The organism is Pseudomonas sp. PMCC200344, assembly GCF_030053095.1.
In the GTDB taxonomy this organism is placed as follows: Bacteria; Pseudomonadota; Gammaproteobacteria; order Pseudomonadales; family Pseudomonadaceae; genus Aquipseudomonas; species Aquipseudomonas svalbardensis.
Genome location: NZ_CP125618.1, coordinates 2816309 through 2836841 on the forward strand (window position 1 = coordinate 2816309; position 20533 = coordinate 2836841).

Here is a 20533-nt window from a genome sequence, read left to right on the forward strand (position 1 = left end):
CCGGAACATCATAATTACCTGCCTTTTTGCGTAATTGGCAGACGCCAAGTGGCGATGAAGCACAGCAACAGAAACCCGCACATCACGCTAAGCAGTACCGATGCTCCGAAGCTGTCCAGAACGTAAGCGGCGGCGATAGGGCCGCAGGCTTGGGCGACAAGGACGGGCCTTGCGAGCAGTCCCATTCGTGCGCCATATCCTTGAGGCCCGAACAGCGCCAATGGAAGAGTACCGCGAGCGATGGTGAGGATGCCGTTACCGGCTCCGTAAAGTGCTATCGCCACGAAGGCCAGCCAAGGCAGGCCTAAGATCAGCAGTCCAAGCCCGATCAAACAAAGCAACACACCGGCTCGTGCGGACCAGGTTGGATGGAGGTTCCTGCCTATGGAAAACTCAGTCACCCGTGCCAGGACTTGCGAAGGACCAATCACCATGCCGATGGCCAAGGCCACGGCAGTCGCGATTCCCAATTGCTTGAGGACGTTGAGCAGGTGTACTGAGATACCTGATACGACCAACGCCAGAACCGTCAGCATGGCGGCAATCAACAAGAACAGCTGGTTGGTGGCCGTAGGGCGAAGCTCGGATGCATTGGGTGATTCTACTATTACGGGATGGGGCGGTTGCTTTGTGCTTCCAGGAATCAACAGCGCATGAATGGGCAATCCGATTAGCAGATGAGCTGCGGCGATGGTAAAGCAGGCGTTTCTCCAGCCGATCCAACTCTCCAGTCCCGCTATCACCGGCCAACCTATGGTGCTGGCGAAGCCACCCAACAAGGTCAGCCCGGTGATTGACGTTCGAGCTTCCTCTCCGAAAAGACGTCCTAGGGTTGAGAAGGCTGCGTCGTATAAACCCGCTGCCATGGCAACGCCGATCAGGGTCCAGGCGAGATAGTAAATGGCAGTGTTGTCCGCCAGTCCCATCAGTAGCATGCCGAGAGCCAGCAACAGTGAACTGGCGGCTAGGACAGAGCGTCCGCCATGACGATCAATCTGACGACCAACTGCCGGCGAGGAAGCTCCGGCGACCAGCAATCCCCAGGACAGGCCGCCCACTACGCTGGTAATGGACCACCCGGTTTCTTTGGCTATTGGAGCCGCAAGCACTGCCGGCAGGTAATAGGTCGTACCCCAAGCAAGAATCTGGGTGAAACCCATCGCCCATACGAGCCTGGAGCGACTGATCGGAGGATGAATCTGCTCTGGAAGTGTCAAGACCGGCGCGCTCATTTTTAGTTGTCAGTAACAACAAGCTAGCGCCTTCCTTTGGCTACCGTCAACCGAAGATCAGTGTTGACGATTCTGAGATTCCAGGATTACTGTTGCAGCTAACAACTAATTTGTGACGGTTATGACGAAGCGTAAAAACGATCAGCTGACTCAGGATTCTGAGGACTTGTACAAAGCGTTGAACCAGCTGGTTCGCGTCCATCAGTTCCGTGATCGAGATCGGATCTGCTGTTACGACGTGTCTGTAACCCAGTGCTATGCCGTCGAAACGCTGGTCAAAAGGGGCGCATTGCGCCTTCAGGTCTTGGCGGAAGAAATGTTCTTGGACAAGAGTACGGCGAGTCGAGTGATCGATACCTTGGAACGCAAAGGGTATGTGTCCCGCGTTGAGGATGATGAAGATCGGCGTGCTGTGCGAATTCAGGCAACGGATGCTGGACGTGAGCTATACGAGAAAATCAGAGCTGATCTGATTGCTGAGGAGCGAGCGATGATTGAGAACCTGTCAGTTGAAGCCAGGCAGGGAGCGCTGAGTTTGCTGAGGCAGATTACGCGGGCCACGGAGATTCGCTGCGGGCTCGTGAGTGAGTGCTGCCCAGCCGTGAAGAGCAAGGATTGAAAGGGCAAATTTTCCTTTTTTTGCCAATAATGTTGTTACTACCAACGTAATGGGGCTCCAACAATGCGAGTTCGTTTAGCTGAACCCAAGGACACCGTTTCAATAGCAGCAATCTACAACCAGGGGATCGAGGAACGTAGCTCTACGTTTGAAACTGCCCCTCGAAGCCCGGCAGACATGCTTGATCGCATCAACTCAATGGATCGTTATCCAGTGTTGGTCATGGTCGATGCGGCGGAACAGGTTGTTGGCTGGGCTGGACTTAGTAGTTATCGCGCCCGCGCCTGTTACGACGGTATCGCGGATTTTTCCATTTACCTGGATCGCAGTGTTCGCGGCCAGGGGCTCGGCAAGCAGTTACTACAGTCACTGCTGGAAGAAGCCGAAGTTCGCGGATTCTGGAAAGTCCTTTCACGCATTTTCACCTTCAATCACGCCAGTCTCGCTTTGTGCGAAGCCTGCGGTTTCCGCCAGGTGGGGGTGTATGAAAAACACGCCTGCCTGGAAGGACGCTGGCTCGACTGCGCAATTGTCGAGCGCCTGTTTCCGAACAATCAGCCAACCTGAAGGAGTCGGTCATGGATAACACTCACCTTCCCGTCGCCATCATTGGAGCAGGTCCAGTGGGCCTCGCCGCCGCAGCGCATCTGCTGGCCAGAGGTATCACTCCGCTGATTCTGGAAGCTGGGCCGAAAGCTGGGGCCAGCATTGAAGAATGGGCGCATGTGAAGATGTTCTCTTCGTGGCAGTTCAATGTGGACAAGGAGGCGGCCAAACTTCTGCTGGCCGATGGTTGGACTCCACCACCGGAGAACGAGTATCCAACGGGTCGTGAACTGCTGGACCGGTTTGTTCGACCTCTCGCGGACCTCGAACAGATCAAGCGTCACTTGCAACTCAATACCCGTGTTCTGGCAGCCACTCGCGTCGGTCAGGATGTGATGAAGACCCAGGGCAGATCGGCAGCTCCTTTTTTGCTGCGTGTCGCAGGGCCAACGGGTGAACAGGATGTGCGGGCCAGTGCTGTCATTGATGCCTCGGGCACCTACCTGACACCAAACTGGATGGGCGCCCATGGCATCCCTGCATTGGGCGAGATCGAGCATGCAGCGCACATTGCGTACGGCATTCCGGAGGTGCTGGGTCGTGCGCGGAATCGCTATGCCAACAAAAGAGTGCTGGTGGTGGGTGGTGGTCACTCCGCGTTTAACGCCCTACAGGATCTGGTGCGTCTGATTCAGGAGGCACCGCAAACCAAAGTGCTATGGGCGATCCGGGGTAATTCTCTTGAGCGCATTCTGGGTGGTGGTGCGAATGATCAATTGGAAGAGCGCGGAAAGCTCGGCCTGAAGATTCGCCAATTGCTGAATGACGGCGTGATCGGGCTGTTCAAAAACGTCGCTATCGATCAGGTTGTAGGCAATGGCCAAGGGTTGGTTGTGAAGGCGGGAGACCAGATACTTCCACCTGTGGACCAAATCATTGTGGCGACTGGATTCCGACCTGATATGAGCCTGCTCGCCGAGTTGCGTATCGCACTTGATCCCGCAACTCAAAGCGCAGTGTTGCTCGCTCCAATGATCGATCCCAACGAGCACAGCTGCGGTACGGTCAGACCTCATGGCGCGATAGAACTTGCGCATCCTGAGGAAGGTTTGTTCATTGTTGGGATGAAGAGCTATGGTCGGGCGCCTACGTTCTTGTTGATGACTGGGTATGAGCAAGTTCGCTCTGTCGTCGCGGCGCTGGCGGGTGATTGGGATGCGGCCAAAAGGGTTGAGCTGATCCTCCCGGAAACGGGCATTTGCAACTCGGATTTCGATGAAGTCGATGATCGCTTGAAGGCTTCGGCAAGTCAGACGTCTTGTTGTGGCACCGGAGAGACAATCCTTGAGGCCGCGCCTCGTACCTCGCCGGGTTGTTGCAAAGCCTAGTGCGCAGCAACCGAACCCGCCCTCGATGACCGGGGCGGGTTAGGGGCGACCTTCTTATTTTCTTTTGCACGTCCAGGTAGTCCTTGAACCAAGGAGCGACCTATTTCTGCGTGAGTGACAGATTCATTACAGAAACCATATATACACCACCGCAGATATTTGAAGAGACACGGAAGGCTGGCTAGCGTCTTAATACACAGTTTTCATTGAAGGTGCTGGGAGGAGTCCAATCGTTTTGATGGATTAATGGGTCGTTTGCTCTTTACCTTGCATGCGGAAAAACATATATTCGTTAAACCGCATATGAGCTGAGGCTTCACAATGACCAGCAAAGCCCGTGTCCTGTTCGTCTGTACTGCCAACGCTGCGCGCTCCCAGTTGGCCCAAGCGTTGCTGAGGCATACCGATTCGGAGCATTTCGAGGCGTTTAGCGCCGGCACAACTCCGACTCAGGTAGATCCGCGCACCTTCGAGGCGCTATCACACATCGGTGTGAGCACCGAAGGATTACGTAGCAAGTCGATAGACGAGTTCCGTGATGAGCGTTTCGATTACGTCATCACCTTGTGTGATAAAGCCGCAGCGGAATGCCTGTCTTTACCTGGAGCCGGTGAAGCATTGGCCTGGAGTTTTGAGGACCCGGTCACCAGCACCAAACCCGATGCCTTCCGTCACACCCTTCACGAAATTCATGAGCGCATCAAGATGTTCGTCTTGGTCAAAAACAAACACTGAGAAAACGATATGGCTGACCATCTGACACCGACCACTGTTTTCAAATGCCTGGCTGACGACACTCGGGTCCGCACGATGATGCTCATCACCCGTGAAGGAGAGCTTTGTGTTTGCGAGTTGACCTGCGCGTTGAACGAGAGTCAGCCAAAAATCTCCAGGCACCTGGCGCAACTGCGTACTTGCGGCCTATTGTCGGACCGTCGGCAAGGCCAATGGGTGTATTACCGACTGCACCCGAATCTCCCTGATTGGGTTCATCAAGTGCTGACCACCGTGCTGGAAAGCAACAAGCACTGGTTGAGCCCTGATGCCAAACGCCTTGATGAAATGGGTGACCGTCCTGAACGGGCAGCCGTGTGCTGTGAAAGCAAAATCGCCTGATTCCGCCTTCGACCACGAGATCACTCGATGAAAATCCTGTTCCTCTGCACTGCCAATAGCTGTCGCAGCATCCTCTGTGAAGCGGTCTTCAATCACTTGGCACCGGAAGGCATGAAAGCCTACAGCGCGGGCAGTCAGCCCAAAGGCGAAGTGCATCCGCTGAGTCTCAAGACTCTGGAAAACGCTGGTGTGTCGACGCTCGGGCTGTTCAGTAAGTCCAGCGATGTCCACGTGAACTTGGCACCTGATTTCGTCATCACGGTGTGCGACAAGGCTGCCGGTGAGGCCTGTCCGGTATTTTTCGGGCCGGCCACCAAGGCCCACTGGGGGCTGGCCGACCCCTCGGAATACCACGGAACTCAAGAAGAGATCGAGGCGGCTTTTGAAGCCACTTTGGAGCAGATCAAAACCCGTATTGAAGCCTTCCTGGCTATACCGCTTGCCCAGCTGAGTGCCGAACAGCTCAAGGCAGAGCTGGCCCTGATTGGCACGCTGTAACTACCGGAGCAAGGATCATGAGTAAAAGCCGCCTTTCTTTCCTGGACCGATACCTGACCCTGTGGATTTTTCTTGCCATGGCCTTGGGCATCGGTTTGGGGAGCCTGTTCGAAGGCTGGCCGCAGTGGCTCAACAGTCTTTCTGTGGGCACAACCAACATCCCCATCGCTATCGGCTTGATCGTGATGATGTATCCGCCTCTGGCCAAGGTTCGTTATGAGGAACTGCCGGAGGTCTTCAAGGACAAGCGCATCCTCGTTTTGTCTTTGGTCCAGAACTGGGTGATAGGACCGGTGTTGATGTTCGCGCTGGCGATCATCTTCCTGCGGGACCAGCCGGAATACATGACCGGACTGATCCTGATCGGTCTGGCTCGTTGCATCGCGATGGTGCTGGTCTGGAACCAGATCGCGGGTGGCAACAATCAGTACGTCGCCGGGTTGGTGGCGTTCAACAGCATCTTCCAGATCCTGTTTTTCAGTGTGTATGCCTGGGTCTTCCTTGGGTTGTTGCCGCCGCTGTTCGGGCTGGAAGGCAGTGTGATTGAGACCAGCTTTGTCAGCATTGCCGAGTCGGTCCTGATCTACCTGGGTGTGCCGTTCCTGGCAGGCTTCCTGACCCGCAGGATCCTCATCGCCCGTAAAGGCGAAGCTTGGTTCCAGGAACGCTTCATTCCGAAGATCAGCCCGCTGACGCTGGTGGCACTGCTGTTGACCATCGTGGCCATGTTCAGCCTCAAGGGTGACGTAGTGCTGCAATTGCCGCTGGATGTGTTGCGCATTGCGATCCCCCTGACGATCTACTTCGTGGTGATGTTCTTCATCAGCTTCTGGATGGGCAAGCTGCTCAAGGCTGATTATCCACGCACCACTGCACTGGCTTTCACAGCCGCGAGCAACAACTTCGAACTGGCGATTGCCGTGGCCATTGCCACCTTCGGCCTGGCTTCCCCGGTCGCCTTCGCCACGGTGATTGGTCCGCTGGTGGAAGTGCCGGTACTGATTTCTCTGGTCGGTGTTGCTCTCTGGTTGAAACGCCGTTGGTTCGATGAATCCAAGAGCGCCATTGCGCAGGACAAAGACTATGTTTGATGACGATATCCCCCAACTCGATACCGAACTGGTTGATCTCCCATCGGCTGACAAACTCGGTATCGAAAAGACCTCCATCCACAAGCCGCGCATTTTGCTGCTGTACGGGTCGACCCGTGAGCGCTCCTTCAGCCGCCTGTTGGTAGAGGAAGCCGCTCGACTGCTGGAGCACTTCGGCGCCGAGGCGCGGGTTTTCAATCCGTCAGGTTTGCCGCTGCCAGATGACGCCCCCGATAATCATCCTCGGGTTCAGGAACTGCGCGAGCTGATGCTGTGGTCCGAGGGGCAGGTCTGGTGCTCTCCAGAACGTCACGGTTCCATGAGCGCGGTCTTCAAAGCGCAGATCGACTGGGTCCCGCTGGCGATGGGCGCGGTACGCCCAACCCAGGGCAAAACCCTAGCCGTCATGCAGGTGTGCGGCGGCTCGCAGTCGTTCAACGTGGTCAATCAGCTGCGTGTGCTGGGACGTTGGATGCGCATGTTCACCATCCCCAACCAATCCTCCGTACCGAAGGCCTATATGGAATTCGACGACAACGGCCGGATGAAACCTTCTCCGTTCTACGACCGTGTCGTTGATGTGATGGAAGAGTTGGTGAAATTCACTCTGCTGCTTCGTGACCGCCAGGGCTATCTGGTTGATCGTTATTCCGAGCGCAAAGAGTCAGCGGAAGAACTCATGAAACGTGTCAATCAGCGCTCCATCTGAGGATTTTTCAACGTGCAACAACACCCATATTCCGTACTGCCCCTGGCACAGTTCAAAGGCCAGTTGATCTTCACCCCGTGCCCAGGCACGAAGGGCACCAAGCCTTTCGAGGCGTTACAAACCCTTAAGGACGCGGGGGCATCGGCGCTGCTGACGCTGATGCCGACTGAGGAGTTGCTTCAGAACGAGATCGACGTACTGCCCGAAGAGTGCCAAATGCTTGGCATCGAGTGGTTTCACCTGCCAGTAGAAGACGACCAGGCTCCTGGCGAAGCATTTAAAGCCGCGTGGGAACAGCACCATCCGCGACTCAAGCAACTGTTGGCCGAAGGAAAAACCATTGCCGTCCATTGCAAGGGCGGTTCGGGCCGTACCGGTTTGGTCGCCGCTCAACTGTTGATCGAGAGCGGTGTGCCATTCAGCGTTGCCATCCGCGATGTTCAGTCGTTGCGTCCGCGTGCCATTCAACATCCTGCCCATATCGAATACATCGGCCAGTTCGACACCCAGTCGAACTCCCACTGACAACAGATACGGAGCACAACAACATGACTATCAAAGTTGGCATCAATGGTTTTGGTCGGATCGGTCGCCTCGCTCTGCGAGCGGCCTGGAGCTGGCCAGAGTTCGAGTTCGTGCAGATCAATGATCCGGCAGGCGATGCAGTAACCCATGCACACCTGATCAACTTCGACTCTGTGCATGGTCGTTGGCACAACGAAGCCAGCGCAGAGGGCGATCATGTGGTGATTGGCGGCAAGCGCATCAAGGTCACCGCCAACAAGGCGATTGCCGACACCGATTGGTCGGGCTGCGATCTGGTGATCGAAGCCAGCGGCAAGATGAAAACCGTGGAGGTGTTGCAGGCCTATCTGGATCAGGGCGTTAAGCGTGTGGTGGTCTGCGCTCCGGTGAAGGAAAAAGGCGCGTTGAACGTCGTCATGGGCGTCAACCATCAGCTGTTCAAACCGGCGGAACATCGCATCGTCACCGCTGCGTCGTGCACCACCAACTGCCTGGCGCCCGTGGTGAAAGTCATCCACGAAAAACTGGGTATTCGTCACGGTTCGATCACCACCATCCACGACCTGACCAATACCCAAAGCATCCTCGATCAGCCGCACAAGGATCTGCGGCGGGCGCGTGCTTCGGGCATGAGCCTGATTCCGACCAGTACCGGCTCGGCCACTGCAATTGCCGAAATCTTCCCAGAGCTGCGTGGGCGTCTGAATGGTCACGCGGTACGCGTACCGCTGGCCAACGCTTCGCTGACCGATTGTGTCTTCGAGGTCGAGCGTGCCACCACTGTCGAGGAGGTGAATCAACTTCTCAAGGACGCTTCCGAGAACGAGCTAAAAGACATCCTCGGTTTCGAGGAGCGTCCGCTGGTGTCCATCGACTACCGTACCGACCCGCGTTCGTCGATCATCGATGCGCTGTCGACCATGGTTATCAATGGCACCCAGGTCAAACTTTACGCTTGGTACGACAACGAGTGGGGCTATGCCAACCGCACCGTCGAACTGGCCAAAATGGTTGGTCTGGCAGTCTGAGGAGCGGTCATGAAAGCGTTGTCTGCCCTCGCTCCGGAAGTGCGGCAGTACCTGCTCGTGACGGGCAATTACTGGGCCTTCACCCTCACCGATGGCGCTCTGCGCATGTTGGTGGTGCTGCACTTTCACGCGTTGGGCTACAGCCCACTGCAAATCGCGGCGTTGTTTCTGTTCTACGAACTCTTTGGTGTGATCACCAACCTGGTGGGTGGCTACCTCGGCGCCCGGCTGGGCCTGAACCGAACCATGAACATTGGGTTGGGCATCCAGGTCGCGGCGCTGTTGATGCTGACGGTACCGGTAGCCTGGCTAACCATCCCGTGGGTGATGGGCGCTCAGGCGCTGTCGGGGATTGCCAAAGACCTGAACAAGATGAGTGCCAAAAGCTCCATCAAGCTTCTGGTTCCTGATGGGCAGCAGGGCAAGCTCTACCAGTGGGTGGCGATCCTCACCGGCTCGAAGAACGCACTCAAGGGCGTCGGCTTCTTTCTTGGTGGAGCCTTGCTGGCCTTCATCGGCTTCAAGGGCGCGTTGCTGGCCATGGCGGGTGTCCTGGGGCTGATCTGGATCAGCAGCTTGCTCTTGTTGAAGAAGGACCTGGGCAAAGCGAAAGCCAAGCCCAAATTTCGCGACATCCTATCCAAGAGCCGGGCGATCAATATCCTCTCAGCGGCGCGGATGTTTCTGTTCGGTGCCCGCGATGTCTGGTTTGTGGTGGCCTTGCCGGTCTACCTGAGCAGCGTGTTCGGCTGGGATTTCTGGAAGGTCGGTGGATTCCTCGCAGCCTGGGTGATCGGCTACGGCATCGTGCAATCGTTCGCGCCGCGAATCACCGGCAAGAAACGGGGGCATGTTCCTGACGGCCGCGCTGCGCTTCTGTGGGCGCTTGCTCTGGCAGGCCTGCCCGCAGCAATTGCTTTGGGACTGAACACCGGGTTGTCGCAACAGGGGGGGCTCTTAGGCGGATTGATGGTCTTTGGTGCGCTGTTTGCGGTGAACTCCTCGCTGCACAGCTACCTGATTGTGTCCTACGCCAAGGAAGACGGCGTATCGCTGGATGTGGGGTTTTATTACATGTCGAACGCTATGGGACGGTTGATAGGCACGGTGCTTTCCGGCTGGGTTTATCAAGTGTATGGGCTGGGGGCGTGCTTATGGATATCGAGTGCATTCGTGCTGTTCGCAGCTTTGATTTCGATTGCATTGCCTCGTCACGCGTTTAGTGAATGACTGCTTTTGGCCGATTTCGGCCCGTCATGACTGATGGAAATCCACGACTCATAGCGGTCAAGAGTTTGCTGTCGATTGCTAGATTACACACAGCCACGCCCCGGGTTTTGTATGCTAGCTCAAGCTTCACTCGAGTCGCCCAGGTATCCCTGAGCCGGAGTGGCGCTTTTTGCCCCACGAGCTTTCCTTTGTTCCAGGGCGCCCGGCTCGAATCTTGGTTACGGTCATGGTTCGTCCTCCGTCTGAATGAAGGACTAGAGTGCATGTCCAACGGAACTGACCGCTGACCGCCCTAAGTGAGCATTCACCGGGATCTGGCCCAATATTTAAGCCGATATCATTCAAGAACTTACAAACCTCGTAGAAAAACATGAATCGTCGTAAAAAAATAAATCAGTTATTAAAGGCTCACGCCAAAAAGGCTAGTGCCAAATTGGCACCGGGGGCCGCCAAGCAAGTCTAAATACATTAGTAAAGCTGACCGATTGAAGCTGGCTGCTGAATCCAGTCACGACTCAATCATTTCCTCAGAGAGCTGATCTATGTAGCTTAAGCACCACCGGAATTTACAAATTTGATTGGGCTATTCAATCCGATGGCACGTACCGCGAGGACGCGGCCTAACAATTCATTTATGCCGAAACCCCTTCGCGGCTCTGAATCGAACCAGATTCCCTCGGTACATTCGACTGCCTGCTTTTGGCCGGATAGCGACGGTCAAGCATCGACCGTCACTATGGATGGTCAGACTTCCGTTTGTTCCGCCATTTCCAGGGCATCATCTACCTCGATTCCCAGGTATCTGATGGTGCTTTCAAGCTTCGTATGACCAAGCAGAAGCTGGACCGCTCTCAGGTTCTTCGTCCTGCGATAGATCAGCGATGCCTTGGTTCGCCGTAGTGTGTGAGTACCGTACATGGTTGGGTCAAGACCAATGGCTGTCACCCACGCTTTGACTATTCGAGCGTACTGCCTGGTGGAAAGATGGTCTGAAGCGTGCAATCGGGTCGGAAACAAGAAGTCCTCGCTGCGGAGGTGCGCCTGATGCATCCACGCCTCCAAAACCGTTCGGGTTTGCTCAGTGATTTCAAATTGCACGGGGTGCTGAGTTTTCTGCTGCATCACGATGGCCCGTGAGGAAACATGCTCCCCATGGGCGATGTCTCGGACTCGCAGCTTGGTTAAGTCACAGGCACGTAGCTTGCTGTCGATGGCCAAGTTGAAGAGTGCTAAATCACGTGTCTTCTCCGCGAGCTGGAGTCTGACCCGGATGGCCCAGATATCTCTGACTCGGAGGGGGGCTTTCTGCCCGACAAGCTTTCCCTTGTTCCAAGGCTGATGGCTGTATTTTGCAATAATGTTCATGGCTCGTCCTCCACGTTGAGGGAGGACAAGGGTGGATCAGTCACAACGAGTGGTGGTCGCTATTCGACCCTATGCAGACATTCGCTAAGTTGCAGGGTGGCTAAGGATTTTAGCGACCATTCCAACCCGCTGCCGGAAGCGGGGAGACTACTGCGAGGCATGAGCGAGTACGCGAAGTTTTAAGTGATCGGGTGCGGCCTCTATGGACTTCGCTGTTACTCCGTGGTGAATTGCCGCTCGACGTATCGAGCGAAGCGGTTAAGGACGATTTGCCATTCCTCGCGCTGCTGATCTTCCGGTTGTGTTGATTCGGCGTCGAAGGTCTGACGAATCGTGACGCCCTTGTCAGATTCGACAAAATCTAATCGAACCACGCGGCCGTCGTTGTCTCGAAATTCAATCAGTCGGTTTAGCTCTATGTGCGTGTAGGTGGCAGCGAAGTCGAATCCCAGACCGCCGTCATTGGCTTCAATGCGCAACAACAGCTTCCCGCCAACCTTCAGATCATTCGATGCCCTAGTGGTGTGCCAATCGTCAGAGGCGTCCCATTGCACGATGTCCTCGGGATTGTTGAAAGCTTGCCAAGTGTCAGCGATGGGAGCGGCAACGCTCGTTTCGATGTTGATTTTCATAATGTAATGACCATTTCTTTAGTTCAGCGAATGGAAGCACTGAATGACGATTGAATCCATCGGTGAAGCACAACATTAATGCGTTGCCCTTGCTGGGTCAGCACTGAGCGGTGTTAGATAGCGCCTCCCGAAATGGCGGCTATTGGCCGTTTTCTGCCCCAGCGTGAAGTGCAGCAACGGATCACGCTTGGATGTTGTTGCATAAAAAAAATGATACTGGTTACGACGGCTGTTGCAGCGGGAACTTCAGGGTGCCAGTCAGGTCAATTGGGGCCCTGTATAGGAAATGCCGAGCAGCGCTGTGGTCTGTTTTACGGCAGTTCCGTCCGAGATCAGTCGAGTCCGCCCTCTGATGCCATCCAAGAGTTTTCTGCCGGGTCTCATCCTGGTGTTCTGCGCTGTCGTGTCGATTTGTTCGGTTGCTGCCGAGCGAAGAGCGCCAACGCAAAGTAACAGCGCATCAACCACCCTGATCGAAACCGCCTCGCGGCAGTATGAAAGTGGACAGTTGGATCAGGCCGCTGCCACGCTGGAGCGTGCCCTGCATATCCAGCCGAACAATCCCGCGACGCTGCATTACCTCGGTGTGTTGCGTCTTCAGCAGGGGCAGTACCAGCAGGCTAAAACGTTGGCGGCGCGCTCGAACATGCGGGTTGGGCGCAACGTCGAGCTACGCAACCGCAACTTCCAATTGATCCAGGCGGCGCAGCAGGCCCAGTCTTCGAGTACTCCACCCATAGCCAAAGAGAATCTGGTCGCAGTACAGAAGGGGCTGGAAGAGGAATCCCAAAAAGAGGAATCCCAAAGGCGCCGCGAAGCAGAAACGGCCGTTGCCGAACAATCCACTCCGGGCAATGGGCGCGACGCTGGCAACTCCGCCCGCACAAAGGCAGATTGGGTATCGGATTCACCGACGGCTGGCAGACCTGGGCCCGAAGGAAAATTGCAAATGGCTTCCGTCGAGCCAGAGCCCGCATACGATGAAGTTGAGATTCCCCGCGGTCATATGCCGCCTCCGGGGAAATGCCGAATCTGGTTTCCTGGTCGCCCGCCAGGGCATCAGCCCGCACCCGGCAAATGCAAGAAGTTGCGATATCGGGTTCCGTCAGGGGCCTATTTGGTGCGGGGTTGAGTTTCCGAGTGTCTACTTGTGGCCTATTTAGTTGAAAAGGTGGGATTTTAGCTGGCCTGAACTCAGGCACGACCACCATCGTAGAACCTACTCACTACATTGAAAGGTTTCTCAGCTCTTCATTGACCTTTGCTGCTCTATTATTGGGTTGGTTTGAGGTTTTTTGCTTAGTGCAGGCGCGCCTATCCTGTGACCGGTGGCCCTTGAGATGTAAATTTGGCCAGCCGTCGCAGGTTCTGCACCGCGGCGGCCAGCTTGAACTCATCGGTCGCTCGACTCATGTCACGTAGTCTCAGGCTATCCAATTTCAGGATGCGCTTGAGGTGGGCAAACAACATTTCGACCTTTTTACGTTCGTGGCTAGAGCGCACGTACACAGGTGTCGCTGCGATTCGAAGACTACAAGGAGCAGCGTCTGCACAACGCTTTCAATTGTCGCTTGCCGAGGGAGTTCAGGCGCTTGGCAATAGCATTATTTGAACAAGGCGTTGGCGTCCGTTTTTGTGGGGGCAAGCCCAGTTTGAGACGTTAGCTGTACAAAATAATAATTTGGTATAACTTTTAAAGGCGCCCATTGAGTTTTACTGAGGTCTTGCATGACTATGCAGACGGATCGCTTAATCCGCCGCGTTATCTGTCTTGTTCTGATGCTCCAGAGTGCAGAACTATTTGCTGATTGGCGTGAGGCTTTACCCGATGCTCGTCTGTTGGGTAGCGGGGATATGCGAGTATTTGGTTTCTCCATCTACAGCGCGCATTTCTGGAGCCCACGCCTGATTGCCGGTGAACCGCTGGGTGCAGATGTGCCTTTTGCGCTGGAGCTGACCTACAGTCGCGCTATTAGTCGCGATGATCTGGTCGAGGCCAGCATCAAGGAAATCCGTCGCCTGTCACCCAACTCCCTGAATTCAGAGCTGATGGCTCGCTGGGAGTGGGAAATGCAGCAAGCGTTTGTCGATGTGGGCGCAGGTGACCGCATCACCGGAGTCTATATGCCTGGAGAGGGCGCACGTTTTTACGTCGGCGAGAACCTACAGCATGTGGTGAGGGATGATGCGTTCGCCAAAGCCTTTTTTGCGATCTGGCTTGACCCCCGAACACGTAACCCGGAGCTGCGCGCCCAATTGCTGGGCGCAGCTAAACCCTGAGGTCGTTGAGCAAATGCACATGTTGAAGATATGGATAATGCTGCTATGCATTGGCCTTGCGAGTTGCAGCCGGGTAGATGTGCATACCTACAGCCAGGAGACGCCCAAGCTTGAGTTGCGCGAATTCTTCGAGGGCCGGGTCGAAGCTTGGGGTATGTTTCAAAAGCGTTCAGGCGAGGTCACCAAGCGCTTCCACGTGGAGATCAATGGCCACTCCGAAGGTAGCAGACTGATACTCGACGAATCATTTACTTACAGCGATGGTACTAAGCAAAAACGAGTGTGGACGCTAACCCCTGTTGGCCCTAGCCACGGCCAATGGCGCGGAACCGCTGGCGACGTGGTGGGCGAGGCGCTGGTCGTCGTGCTCCAGCTGTCCAGTCGCAATTGGGTACGCGCACGCCACGCCAGGTGAAGGTCTACAAAAATCCAGAGTACGGCGAAGTCGTCGAAACCAAAGGCGGCAACCACAAAACGCTGAAGGAATGGAAAGCGAAATACGGCTCTGACTCTGTCGAGTCCTCCTGGCTGACCAAGTGAGTTTGGTTTGAGTACAAAAAAGGCCCAAGAAGGGTAATGCCGATCAGTTAAGCCCTCTTGCTTGACCTTTGGCCGCAAGAAATCAAAATCCGATGCCTGTACTGGCATCGGATTTTTTTATGCGTCTCGCTTGGGCCCTGGAACTGACCCACAATATCGCCTCCACCCCTAACTCAATCGAGGGACTGGATTCTTTACTCGATCCATCTTTGGTCGAGCAGGCACTTGAACAGGCCGGCGTAGCGACCCTGCGCAAGCGGCGTTTGCCGCTGGAAATGATGCTTTGGTGCGTGATCTCCATGGCGTTCTTTCGCCGCATGTCGGCCTGGGATGTGGTCAGCCGCATGATCATCATGCTGCCGGGACAACGTCCGCTGGTGGCGCCCAGCGCCGTAGTCCAGGCCCGTCAGCGATTAGGCAGCGAAGCTGTACGACAGGTCTTCGATCTGACTCAGAAAAGTTGGCATGAGGCGGTCGGTCATCCGACTTGGGCCGGTTTGCGCTTACTGGGTGTCGACGGCGTCGTCTGGCGAACACCCGATACCCCCGAAAACCGTGCGCGTTACGACTCCGCCAGCAACCAGCATGGCGACACTGGTTTTCCTCAGGTGCGCATGGTCTGCCAAATGGAGTGACCAGCCACTTGCTGATCGGCAGTGCGTTTGACGGCTACCGCAGCAGCGAAATGAAGCTGGCGGAACAACTGATCGAAACCACGCCCGATCACTCGTTGACCCTGTTCGATCGCGGCTTTTATTCCCTGGGTTTGCTGCACCAGTGGCAGCAAGCCGGCACCGAGCGCCATTGGCTGATGCCACTGCGCAAAGGTGCGCAGTACGAAGTGACTCAGCGCTTGGGGCGCCAGGACGCTGTGGTCTCGTTGAGCACTTCGCCGCAGGCCCGCACGCAATGGCCGGGGCTGCCGGAGCGCCTGACCGCGCGATTGCTGAGCAAAACCGTCAAGGGCAAGGTTTGTCAGATCCTGACGTCGATGGCCGATCCGCTACGCTTCCCGTCCGACGAAATCGTCGACCTGTACAGCCAGCGATGGGAGATCGAATTAGGGTTTCGCGAGATGAAACAGACGCTGCTCAACAGCAGCTATACATTGCGTAGCAAGACGCCCGAGATGATCGAGCAGGAACTGTGGGGTGTGTTGCTGGGCTACAACCTGCTGCGCTACCAGATGGTGGAAATGAGCCGCCACTGTCCAGGTATTTACCCGTGCGAAATGAGCTTTACCGCGTGTACTTGGGCAATTTTAGGGTTTATCAACAGCGTTTCGGCCGACCGTTCCGGGAACATCCCCAAATATCTGGCCGAGCTGCACGCCTCTGCCCCGCATTATGTTCTGCCGCATCGACGGGAAGAGCGCATTTATCCCCGCGCCATAAGGCTCAAATCACCGAAATATCCGATCAGAAAGAAAAATGCCAGTCAGCTTAACTGACTGGCATTACCCAAGAAGGGTCTTTTTTTCTGTGTGGATTTATTCAGAGTCGGTCTTAACTTGCTCACTAATAAGTTGGGCCAGTATCCGCACCGGTTCGGTAAAGCTCTGCCGAGACCTATGTACTAGCCCGATATCACGATGGAAGGTGTGCTGTCCTAGGTCGAGTGCTCTTACACCCGCGGGCCATTCCTGATGGGTTGCTGTCTGCGGCACTAGAGCTACACCGACACCATTTTCAACCAGCTTGATAATGGCCTCCAGTTCATCCAGCTCGCAAACTTCACGCAAGGTGAAATGCATCTGCCGCAGGAAGCGATCTACCTGTCTGCCTCCGAATGATGATCGGTCATACCGAATGAACGGTTGGCTGGAAAGTAGTTCTGACCAATCTTCTCCCGGCAGCTCACGCGGCACGATCAGACGGTAGGGCTCAAGCGCCAAGGTCGTCCAACGCAGATCGCTTTGAAGCGAGAAGGGTGGGCGGATGATTGCGGCCATGTCGATTTCGCCGGCATCCACGAGGTTGACCAACTCCATCGATAGCCCCGGGATTACACGTGTGCGGCATTGCGGGCATTGCTGGTGAAACTTGGCGAGTGCGTCCGGTAAAAAGGATCGCTGCACGGAAGCGATAGCACCGATGTTCACCAAGACGCTCGCAGGAAGTCCGACCGTGGTGGAACCCAGATTGTCGTAAAGGCGAAGCAGCTCTTGCGCTTGCAGGAGTGTCTGGTGGCCCATTCTATTGAGGTGGGCCGAGCGTCCCTTTCTGTCGAATATCTCGAAGCCGAGCTCAGCCTCCAGACGCTGAATCTGGGCACTTACTGCAGCCTGGGTGAGACCGATCTTGTTCCCGGCGGCGGCGAAAGTGCCTTCCCGTGCTACGGCAATGAGTGTCTTGAGTTCTTTGATCATTCACAAATAATAATTGTGTTTCTAAGAAATATATATTGATTTTTTTACTCGGCTTGCAGTTCTACGATGGACCCAACCTCAAAAACAATAAGGGTCAGGGTATGCAACTGCTGGGGAATCTTCTGCAAGCTGTAAAGCCTTCACCGACGCTTGCCATCACTCGAAAAGCGGCAGATCTGAAGCGCCAAGGCGTGGATATCATCGGCCTGTCGCAAGGCGAACCAGACTTCCCAACGCCCGATCATATCAACGCGGCTGCCAAGCTTGCCATCGACAAAGGCCTGACCCGATACACTGATGTCGATGGTACGCCGGAACTGAAAGCCGCCATTGTGCGTAAGTTCGAACGCGAGAATGGTCTTGATTATGACTCGTCGGAAATCAGTGTTGGCACGGGTGCCAAACAGATCATCTTCAATGCTTTGCTGGCGACTTTAAATCATGGCGATGAGGTGATCATTCCGGCGCCTTACTGGGTCTCCTATCCGGACATGGTACGGCTAGCCGGTGGCATTCCAGTGGAAGTGAGTTGCCCGGAAAACCAGAGCTTCAAGATCACAGCCGCTCAGCTTAAACGCGCAATAACCCCCCGCACGAAATGGGTCATTTTGAACTCTCCGAGCAACCCGACCGGTGCCGGCTACTCGGCCATGGAACTGAAGCAGTTAGGCGCCGTGCTGTTGGGGCATCCGCAGGTGTATGTGCTTTCGGACGACATCTATGAGCACTTGCGGTACGACGGCTGGGAGTTCAACACCATTGCGGCTCAGGTGCCTGCACTGCGCAACCGAACACTGACCGTCAACGGTGTTTCAAAGGCGTATTCCATGACGGGCTGGCGTATCGGTTTCGCCGGAGGCCCGAAAAATCTTATTGCCGCGATGTCCACTCTGCAGTCGCAAAGCACGAGCAACCCCTGCTCCATTGCACAAGCGGCGGCGCAGGCTGCACTGGACGGGCCTTTAGATTTTTTAGAGAGCCGAAATCAAATATTCCGGCAAAGGCGAGATCTCTGCCTGGATGCTCTGGAAACCACTCCAGGTTTGACCTGTCGTCGACCGGAGGGTGCGTTCTACCTGTTTCCTTCCTGTGAGGAGCTAATCAATCGCCAAACACCTGCCAAGCGGTTGCTAAGCGATGACACGGATGTTTGCCGCTATTTGCTTGAGCAGGCGCGAGTTGCGGTAGTGCCTGGCAGCGCATTTGGTCTTGAAGGATATTTTCGGATGTCGTTTGCGACATCCACTGAACAACTTGAGCAGGCGTGTGTGCGCATACGTTTGGCCTGCGAGCAACTGAGCTAATTATTGAATTCACTTCCGCCCAAAACGCTAAAGGTTGTGGGCGGTGCGCAGAACCGTCGGGCGGCATTAATACGCTGTTCCGTTTTTCACAAACAAAAATACTGTAATTGGAGTTCTGATGAGCCTCTCGCCTTTCCACCTCGCAATCCCTGTTTACAACCTCGCTGGCGCACGCACCTTTTATGGTGAAGTATTTGGACTGGAAGAAGGTCGTTCCAGCACACAGTGGGTCGACTTCAACTTTTACGGCCACCAGTTGGTTATTCATGAACATCCAAAGACTGCTTCGCAAGAGAGTGTCCATAGCAACCCGGTAGACGGCCACGACGTGCCAGTTCCGCACTTCGGCATCATCCTGGGCTGGGAGCAATGGGAGGCACTGGCAGAACGCTTGAAGTCCTTCGGCACTGAGTTTGTGATCGAACCGTACATTCGTTTCAAAGGGCAGGTTGGCGAGCAAGCTACGATGTTCCTGTTCGACCCATGCGGTAACGCACTTGAATTCAAGGCCTTCAAGGACATGAGCCAACTCTTCGCAAAATAATAAAGGTACTTGGCACAACATTGTTGTGCCATTTGATTTCAAGTGAGCTGGAAGCTCATGACTCTAGCAACTGCCATGTACGCAGTCCTTTCATTCCAACAAGAAGGCTAGACATGAAACGTATTCCCTTGGTGTGGCAAATAGTTGCCGGGCTTTTGCTTGGCGTGCTCGTCGGTTGGTATTTCAATACCCATCCGCAATATCAATCGTGGGTCAGTGCTGAAATTCTGAAACCACTTGGCGATATCTTCATCAAGATGATGAAGATGGTTGTTGTTCCGATTGTGTTCTGTTGCATGATTCTCGGCATCGCAGGAGGCGGAGATAACAAGTCTTTTGGCCGTATGGGCGTAAAGTCGTTGACTTACTTCTTTGCGATTACGGGGCTGGCCATTGTTATGGGGTTGTGTTTCGCGAATATTTTCGAGCCCGGAACGGGCACTGATATTTCGGGCATTACGCATAGCGCTGCATCGATCAACATGGAGCCTTCTAAGGGGGCCCTCGTTATCTTGCAGAACATCGTCCCTGACAACGTCTTTGTAGCGATGTCAGAGGCGAAGCTGTTGTCGGTATTGTTCTTCGCTGTGTTGTTCGGCATGGCCTTGAACTCGCTACCTAGAGAGAAAAGCGCGCCAGTGGTCGCAGTCGTCCAGGGTTTTTCTGATGCGATGTTCAAAGTCGTCTCAATCGTCATGGCTTACGCGCCAATAGGCGTATTTGGCATGATCGGCGCTACCGTTGCGACCTTTGGCTTTTCCTCGCTATTGCCCTTGCTCAAGCTGATTGGTGTGGTCTACTTGGCGCTGATTGTCTTTGCATTGGTGGTACTCGGCGGTATTTGCTATCTGATCGGCGAGAACATTTTCAAGCTGATCAAGTATTTCCGAAATGAGCTGATCCTTGCGTTCTCGAGTGCCGCATCGGCAGCGGTTATGCCGCAGTTGATGAGCAAATTGGAGAGTTATGGTGTTCCGCGCCGCATCGTCAGTTTTGTGGTTCCGGTCGGTTATGCATTCAATCTGGATGGCGCATCGATTTTCCTTGGGGTAGCTACGATTTTTGTCGCTCAACTCTATGGTATCGACCTGTCGCTTTCTCAGCAGATTCTGCTGGTGGTCACAATGGTGTTGACCTCCAAAGGTGCTGCCGGGGTACCTGGATTTGCCATCATTATTCTTTCTGCAACGTTGGCGTCTGCCGGTCTTCCATTGGAAGGGGTAGCGCTTATTGCAGGGATCTTCAGGATTATTGATAGCGGCACAACCACGCTGAACGTGCTGGGTAATGCAATTGCACCATTGGTAATCGCTAAATGGGAAAAAGCAGCTCTTGAGCCTTCAAGAGCTGAGTTGGTAGCAGAGAAAGCATAGCTAGTCAGAGAGGAGCCAACGGCCATAAAAAGCCTTTGGCTCTTCTTGTTTTCGTCGTTCAATAATAAGTTTTCATGTGTGTTCACTTTGCCGGGTTCTGAGCTGTGCAGTTAGATTTTTCTTAACTACATCAATTCGGATTTCC

General features: G+C 54.9%; 20 protein-coding genes and 6 pseudogenes. 20 read left to right on the forward strand and 6 right to left on the reverse strand.

The genetic code is table 11. The features are described from left to right. Positions 1-14 precede the first annotated feature (14 nt). The gene (locus QFW87_RS12705) at positions 15-1232 is read right to left on the reverse strand and encodes an MFS transporter (RefSeq protein ID WP_283190666.1); all 1218 of its coding nucleotides are present in this window, start codon (positions 1230-1232) and stop codon (positions 15-17) included. A 121-nt stretch (positions 1233-1353) separates the two neighbouring features. Between QFW87_RS12705 and QFW87_RS12710 the strand changes: the two genes are divergently transcribed. The 11 genes from QFW87_RS12710 (at position 1354) to arsJ (ending at position 9982) form a co-directional block, all read left to right on the forward strand. Beyond that, the gene (locus QFW87_RS12710) at positions 1354-1851 is read left to right on the forward strand and encodes a MarR family transcriptional regulator (protein ID WP_283184390.1); all 498 of its coding nucleotides are present in this window, start codon (positions 1354-1356) and stop codon (positions 1849-1851) included. A gap of 63 nt (positions 1852-1914) precedes the next feature. Beyond that, positions 1915-2418, forward strand: coding sequence for an arsinothricin resistance N-acetyltransferase ArsN1 family A (locus QFW87_RS12715; RefSeq protein WP_283190667.1), 504 nt, complete (start codon positions 1915-1917; stop codon positions 2416-2418). An 11-nt stretch (positions 2419-2429) separates the two neighbouring features. Then, positions 2430-3785 carry an NAD(P)-binding domain-containing protein gene (locus tag QFW87_RS12720; protein ID WP_283190668.1) on the forward strand — a complete coding sequence of 452 codons (1356 nt, stop codon included), beginning with the start codon at positions 2430-2432 and terminating at the stop codon, positions 3783-3785. A gap of 321 nt (positions 3786-4106) precedes the next feature. Further along, complete coding sequence (locus QFW87_RS12725) at positions 4107-4520, forward strand: arsenate reductase ArsC (RefSeq protein WP_283184393.1); 414 nt, start codon at positions 4107-4109, stop codon at positions 4518-4520. Between the two features lie 9 nt (positions 4521-4529). After that, positions 4530-4901: a metalloregulator ArsR/SmtB family transcription factor gene (locus QFW87_RS12730; protein ID WP_010455862.1), complete on the forward strand. Its 372-nt coding sequence runs from the start codon at positions 4530-4532 to the stop codon at positions 4899-4901. A gap of 27 nt (positions 4902-4928) precedes the next feature. Then, positions 4929-5399, forward strand: a complete 471-nt coding sequence (locus tag QFW87_RS12735) for an arsenate reductase ArsC (protein ID WP_283184394.1) — start codon at positions 4929-4931, stop codon at positions 5397-5399. A 17-nt stretch (positions 5400-5416) separates the two neighbouring features. Beyond that, positions 5417-6490, forward strand: a complete 1074-nt coding sequence (gene arsB / locus QFW87_RS12740; RefSeq protein WP_283184395.1) for an ACR3 family arsenite efflux transporter — start codon at positions 5417-5419, stop codon at positions 6488-6490. Then, a complete protein-coding gene (gene arsH, locus QFW87_RS12745) occupies positions 6483-7199 on the forward strand; it encodes an arsenical resistance protein ArsH (protein ID WP_283184396.1) in 717 nt (238 codons plus the stop codon). The genes arsB and arsH overlap by 8 nt, the downstream gene beginning before the upstream one ends. Positions 7200-7211: 12 nt before the next feature. Further along, positions 7212-7724 carry a tyrosine-protein phosphatase gene (locus QFW87_RS12750; protein WP_283184397.1) on the forward strand — a complete coding sequence of 171 codons (513 nt, stop codon included), beginning with the start codon at positions 7212-7214 and terminating at the stop codon, positions 7722-7724. A 23-nt stretch (positions 7725-7747) separates the two neighbouring features. Further along, entirely contained in the window at positions 7748-8752 is a 1005-nt protein-coding gene (locus QFW87_RS12755) for an ArsJ-associated glyceraldehyde-3-phosphate dehydrogenase (protein ID WP_283184398.1), read from the forward strand. 9 nt (positions 8753-8761) lie between these two features. Then, positions 8762-9982, forward strand: a complete 1221-nt coding sequence (gene arsJ, locus QFW87_RS12760; protein ID WP_283184399.1) for an organoarsenical effux MFS transporter ArsJ — start codon at positions 8762-8764, stop codon at positions 9980-9982. A gap of 61 nt (positions 9983-10043) precedes the next feature. Here arsJ and QFW87_RS12765 read toward each other — a convergent pair. Then, positions 10044-10247: pseudogene (locus QFW87_RS12765) on the reverse strand (hypothetical protein); the annotation flags it as partial. 105 nt (positions 10248-10352) lie between these two features. Between QFW87_RS12765 and QFW87_RS12770 the strand changes: the two are divergent. Then, positions 10353-10521, forward strand: a pseudogene (locus QFW87_RS12770) (DUF2986 domain-containing protein). A 205-nt stretch (positions 10522-10726) separates the two neighbouring features. Here the strand turns inward: QFW87_RS12770 and QFW87_RS12775 are convergent. Together QFW87_RS12775 and QFW87_RS12780 are read right to left on the reverse strand one after the other, a co-directional pair. Then, positions 10727-11347 carry a tyrosine-type recombinase/integrase gene (locus QFW87_RS12775; protein ID WP_283184400.1) on the reverse strand — a complete coding sequence of 207 codons (621 nt, stop codon included), beginning with the start codon at positions 11345-11347 and terminating at the stop codon, positions 10727-10729. 215 nt (positions 11348-11562) lie between these two features. Next, positions 11563-11979 (reverse strand): SRPBCC domain-containing protein, encoded by a 417-nt coding sequence (locus QFW87_RS12780; RefSeq protein WP_283190669.1) that lies wholly within the window; start codon positions 11977-11979, stop codon positions 11563-11565. 352 nt (positions 11980-12331) lie between these two features. Between QFW87_RS12780 and QFW87_RS12785 the strand changes: the two genes are divergently transcribed. Then, positions 12332-13111, forward strand: coding sequence for a tetratricopeptide repeat protein (locus tag QFW87_RS12785; protein WP_283190670.1), 780 nt, complete (start codon positions 12332-12334; stop codon positions 13109-13111). Positions 13112-13293: 182 nt separating this feature from the next. Here QFW87_RS12785 and QFW87_RS12790 read toward each other — a convergent pair. Beyond that, positions 13294-13485, reverse strand: a pseudogene (locus tag QFW87_RS12790) (transposase); the annotation flags it as partial. 222 nt (positions 13486-13707) lie between these two features. On the opposite strand from QFW87_RS12790, the gene QFW87_RS12795 reads away from it, so the two are divergent. The 4 genes and pseudogenes from QFW87_RS12795 (at position 13708) to QFW87_RS12810 (ending at position 16249) form a co-directional block, all read left to right on the forward strand. Beyond that, entirely contained in the window at positions 13708-14259 is a 552-nt protein-coding gene (locus QFW87_RS12795; RefSeq protein WP_283184308.1) for a chalcone isomerase family protein, read from the forward strand. Between the two features lie 19 nt (positions 14260-14278). Then, positions 14279-14614: pseudogene (locus QFW87_RS12800) on the forward strand (DUF3833 family protein); the annotation flags it as partial. Beyond that, positions 14614-14799: pseudogene (locus QFW87_RS12805) on the forward strand (histone-like nucleoid-structuring protein, MvaT/MvaU family); the annotation flags it as partial. The pseudogenes QFW87_RS12800 and QFW87_RS12805, both read left to right, overlap by 1 nt. Before the next feature lie 119 nt (positions 14800-14918). After that, positions 14919-16249: pseudogene (locus QFW87_RS12810) on the forward strand (IS4 family transposase). A 39-nt stretch (positions 16250-16288) separates the two neighbouring features. On the opposite strand, the gene QFW87_RS12815 reads toward QFW87_RS12810, so the two are convergent. Beyond that, on the reverse strand, positions 16289-17167 hold the full coding sequence (locus QFW87_RS12815; protein WP_283190671.1) for a LysR substrate-binding domain-containing protein: 879 nt from the start codon (positions 17165-17167) through the stop codon (positions 16289-16291). Between the two features lie 101 nt (positions 17168-17268). Between QFW87_RS12815 and QFW87_RS12820 the strand changes: the two genes are divergently transcribed. The 3 genes from QFW87_RS12820 to QFW87_RS12830 all read left to right on the forward strand — a co-directional run bounded on the left by QFW87_RS12820 (position 17269) and on the right by QFW87_RS12830 (position 20388). Next, positions 17269-18471, forward strand: a complete 1203-nt coding sequence (locus QFW87_RS12820) for a pyridoxal phosphate-dependent aminotransferase (RefSeq protein ID WP_283190910.1) — start codon at positions 17269-17271, stop codon at positions 18469-18471. A gap of 118 nt (positions 18472-18589) precedes the next feature. Next, positions 18590-19015, forward strand: coding sequence for a VOC family protein (locus QFW87_RS12825; protein WP_123364336.1), 426 nt, complete (start codon positions 18590-18592; stop codon positions 19013-19015). A gap of 113 nt (positions 19016-19128) precedes the next feature. Further along, entirely contained in the window at positions 19129-20388 is a 1260-nt protein-coding gene (locus QFW87_RS12830) for a cation:dicarboxylase symporter family transporter (protein WP_283190672.1), read from the forward strand. Positions 20389-20533 lie beyond the last annotated feature (145 nt).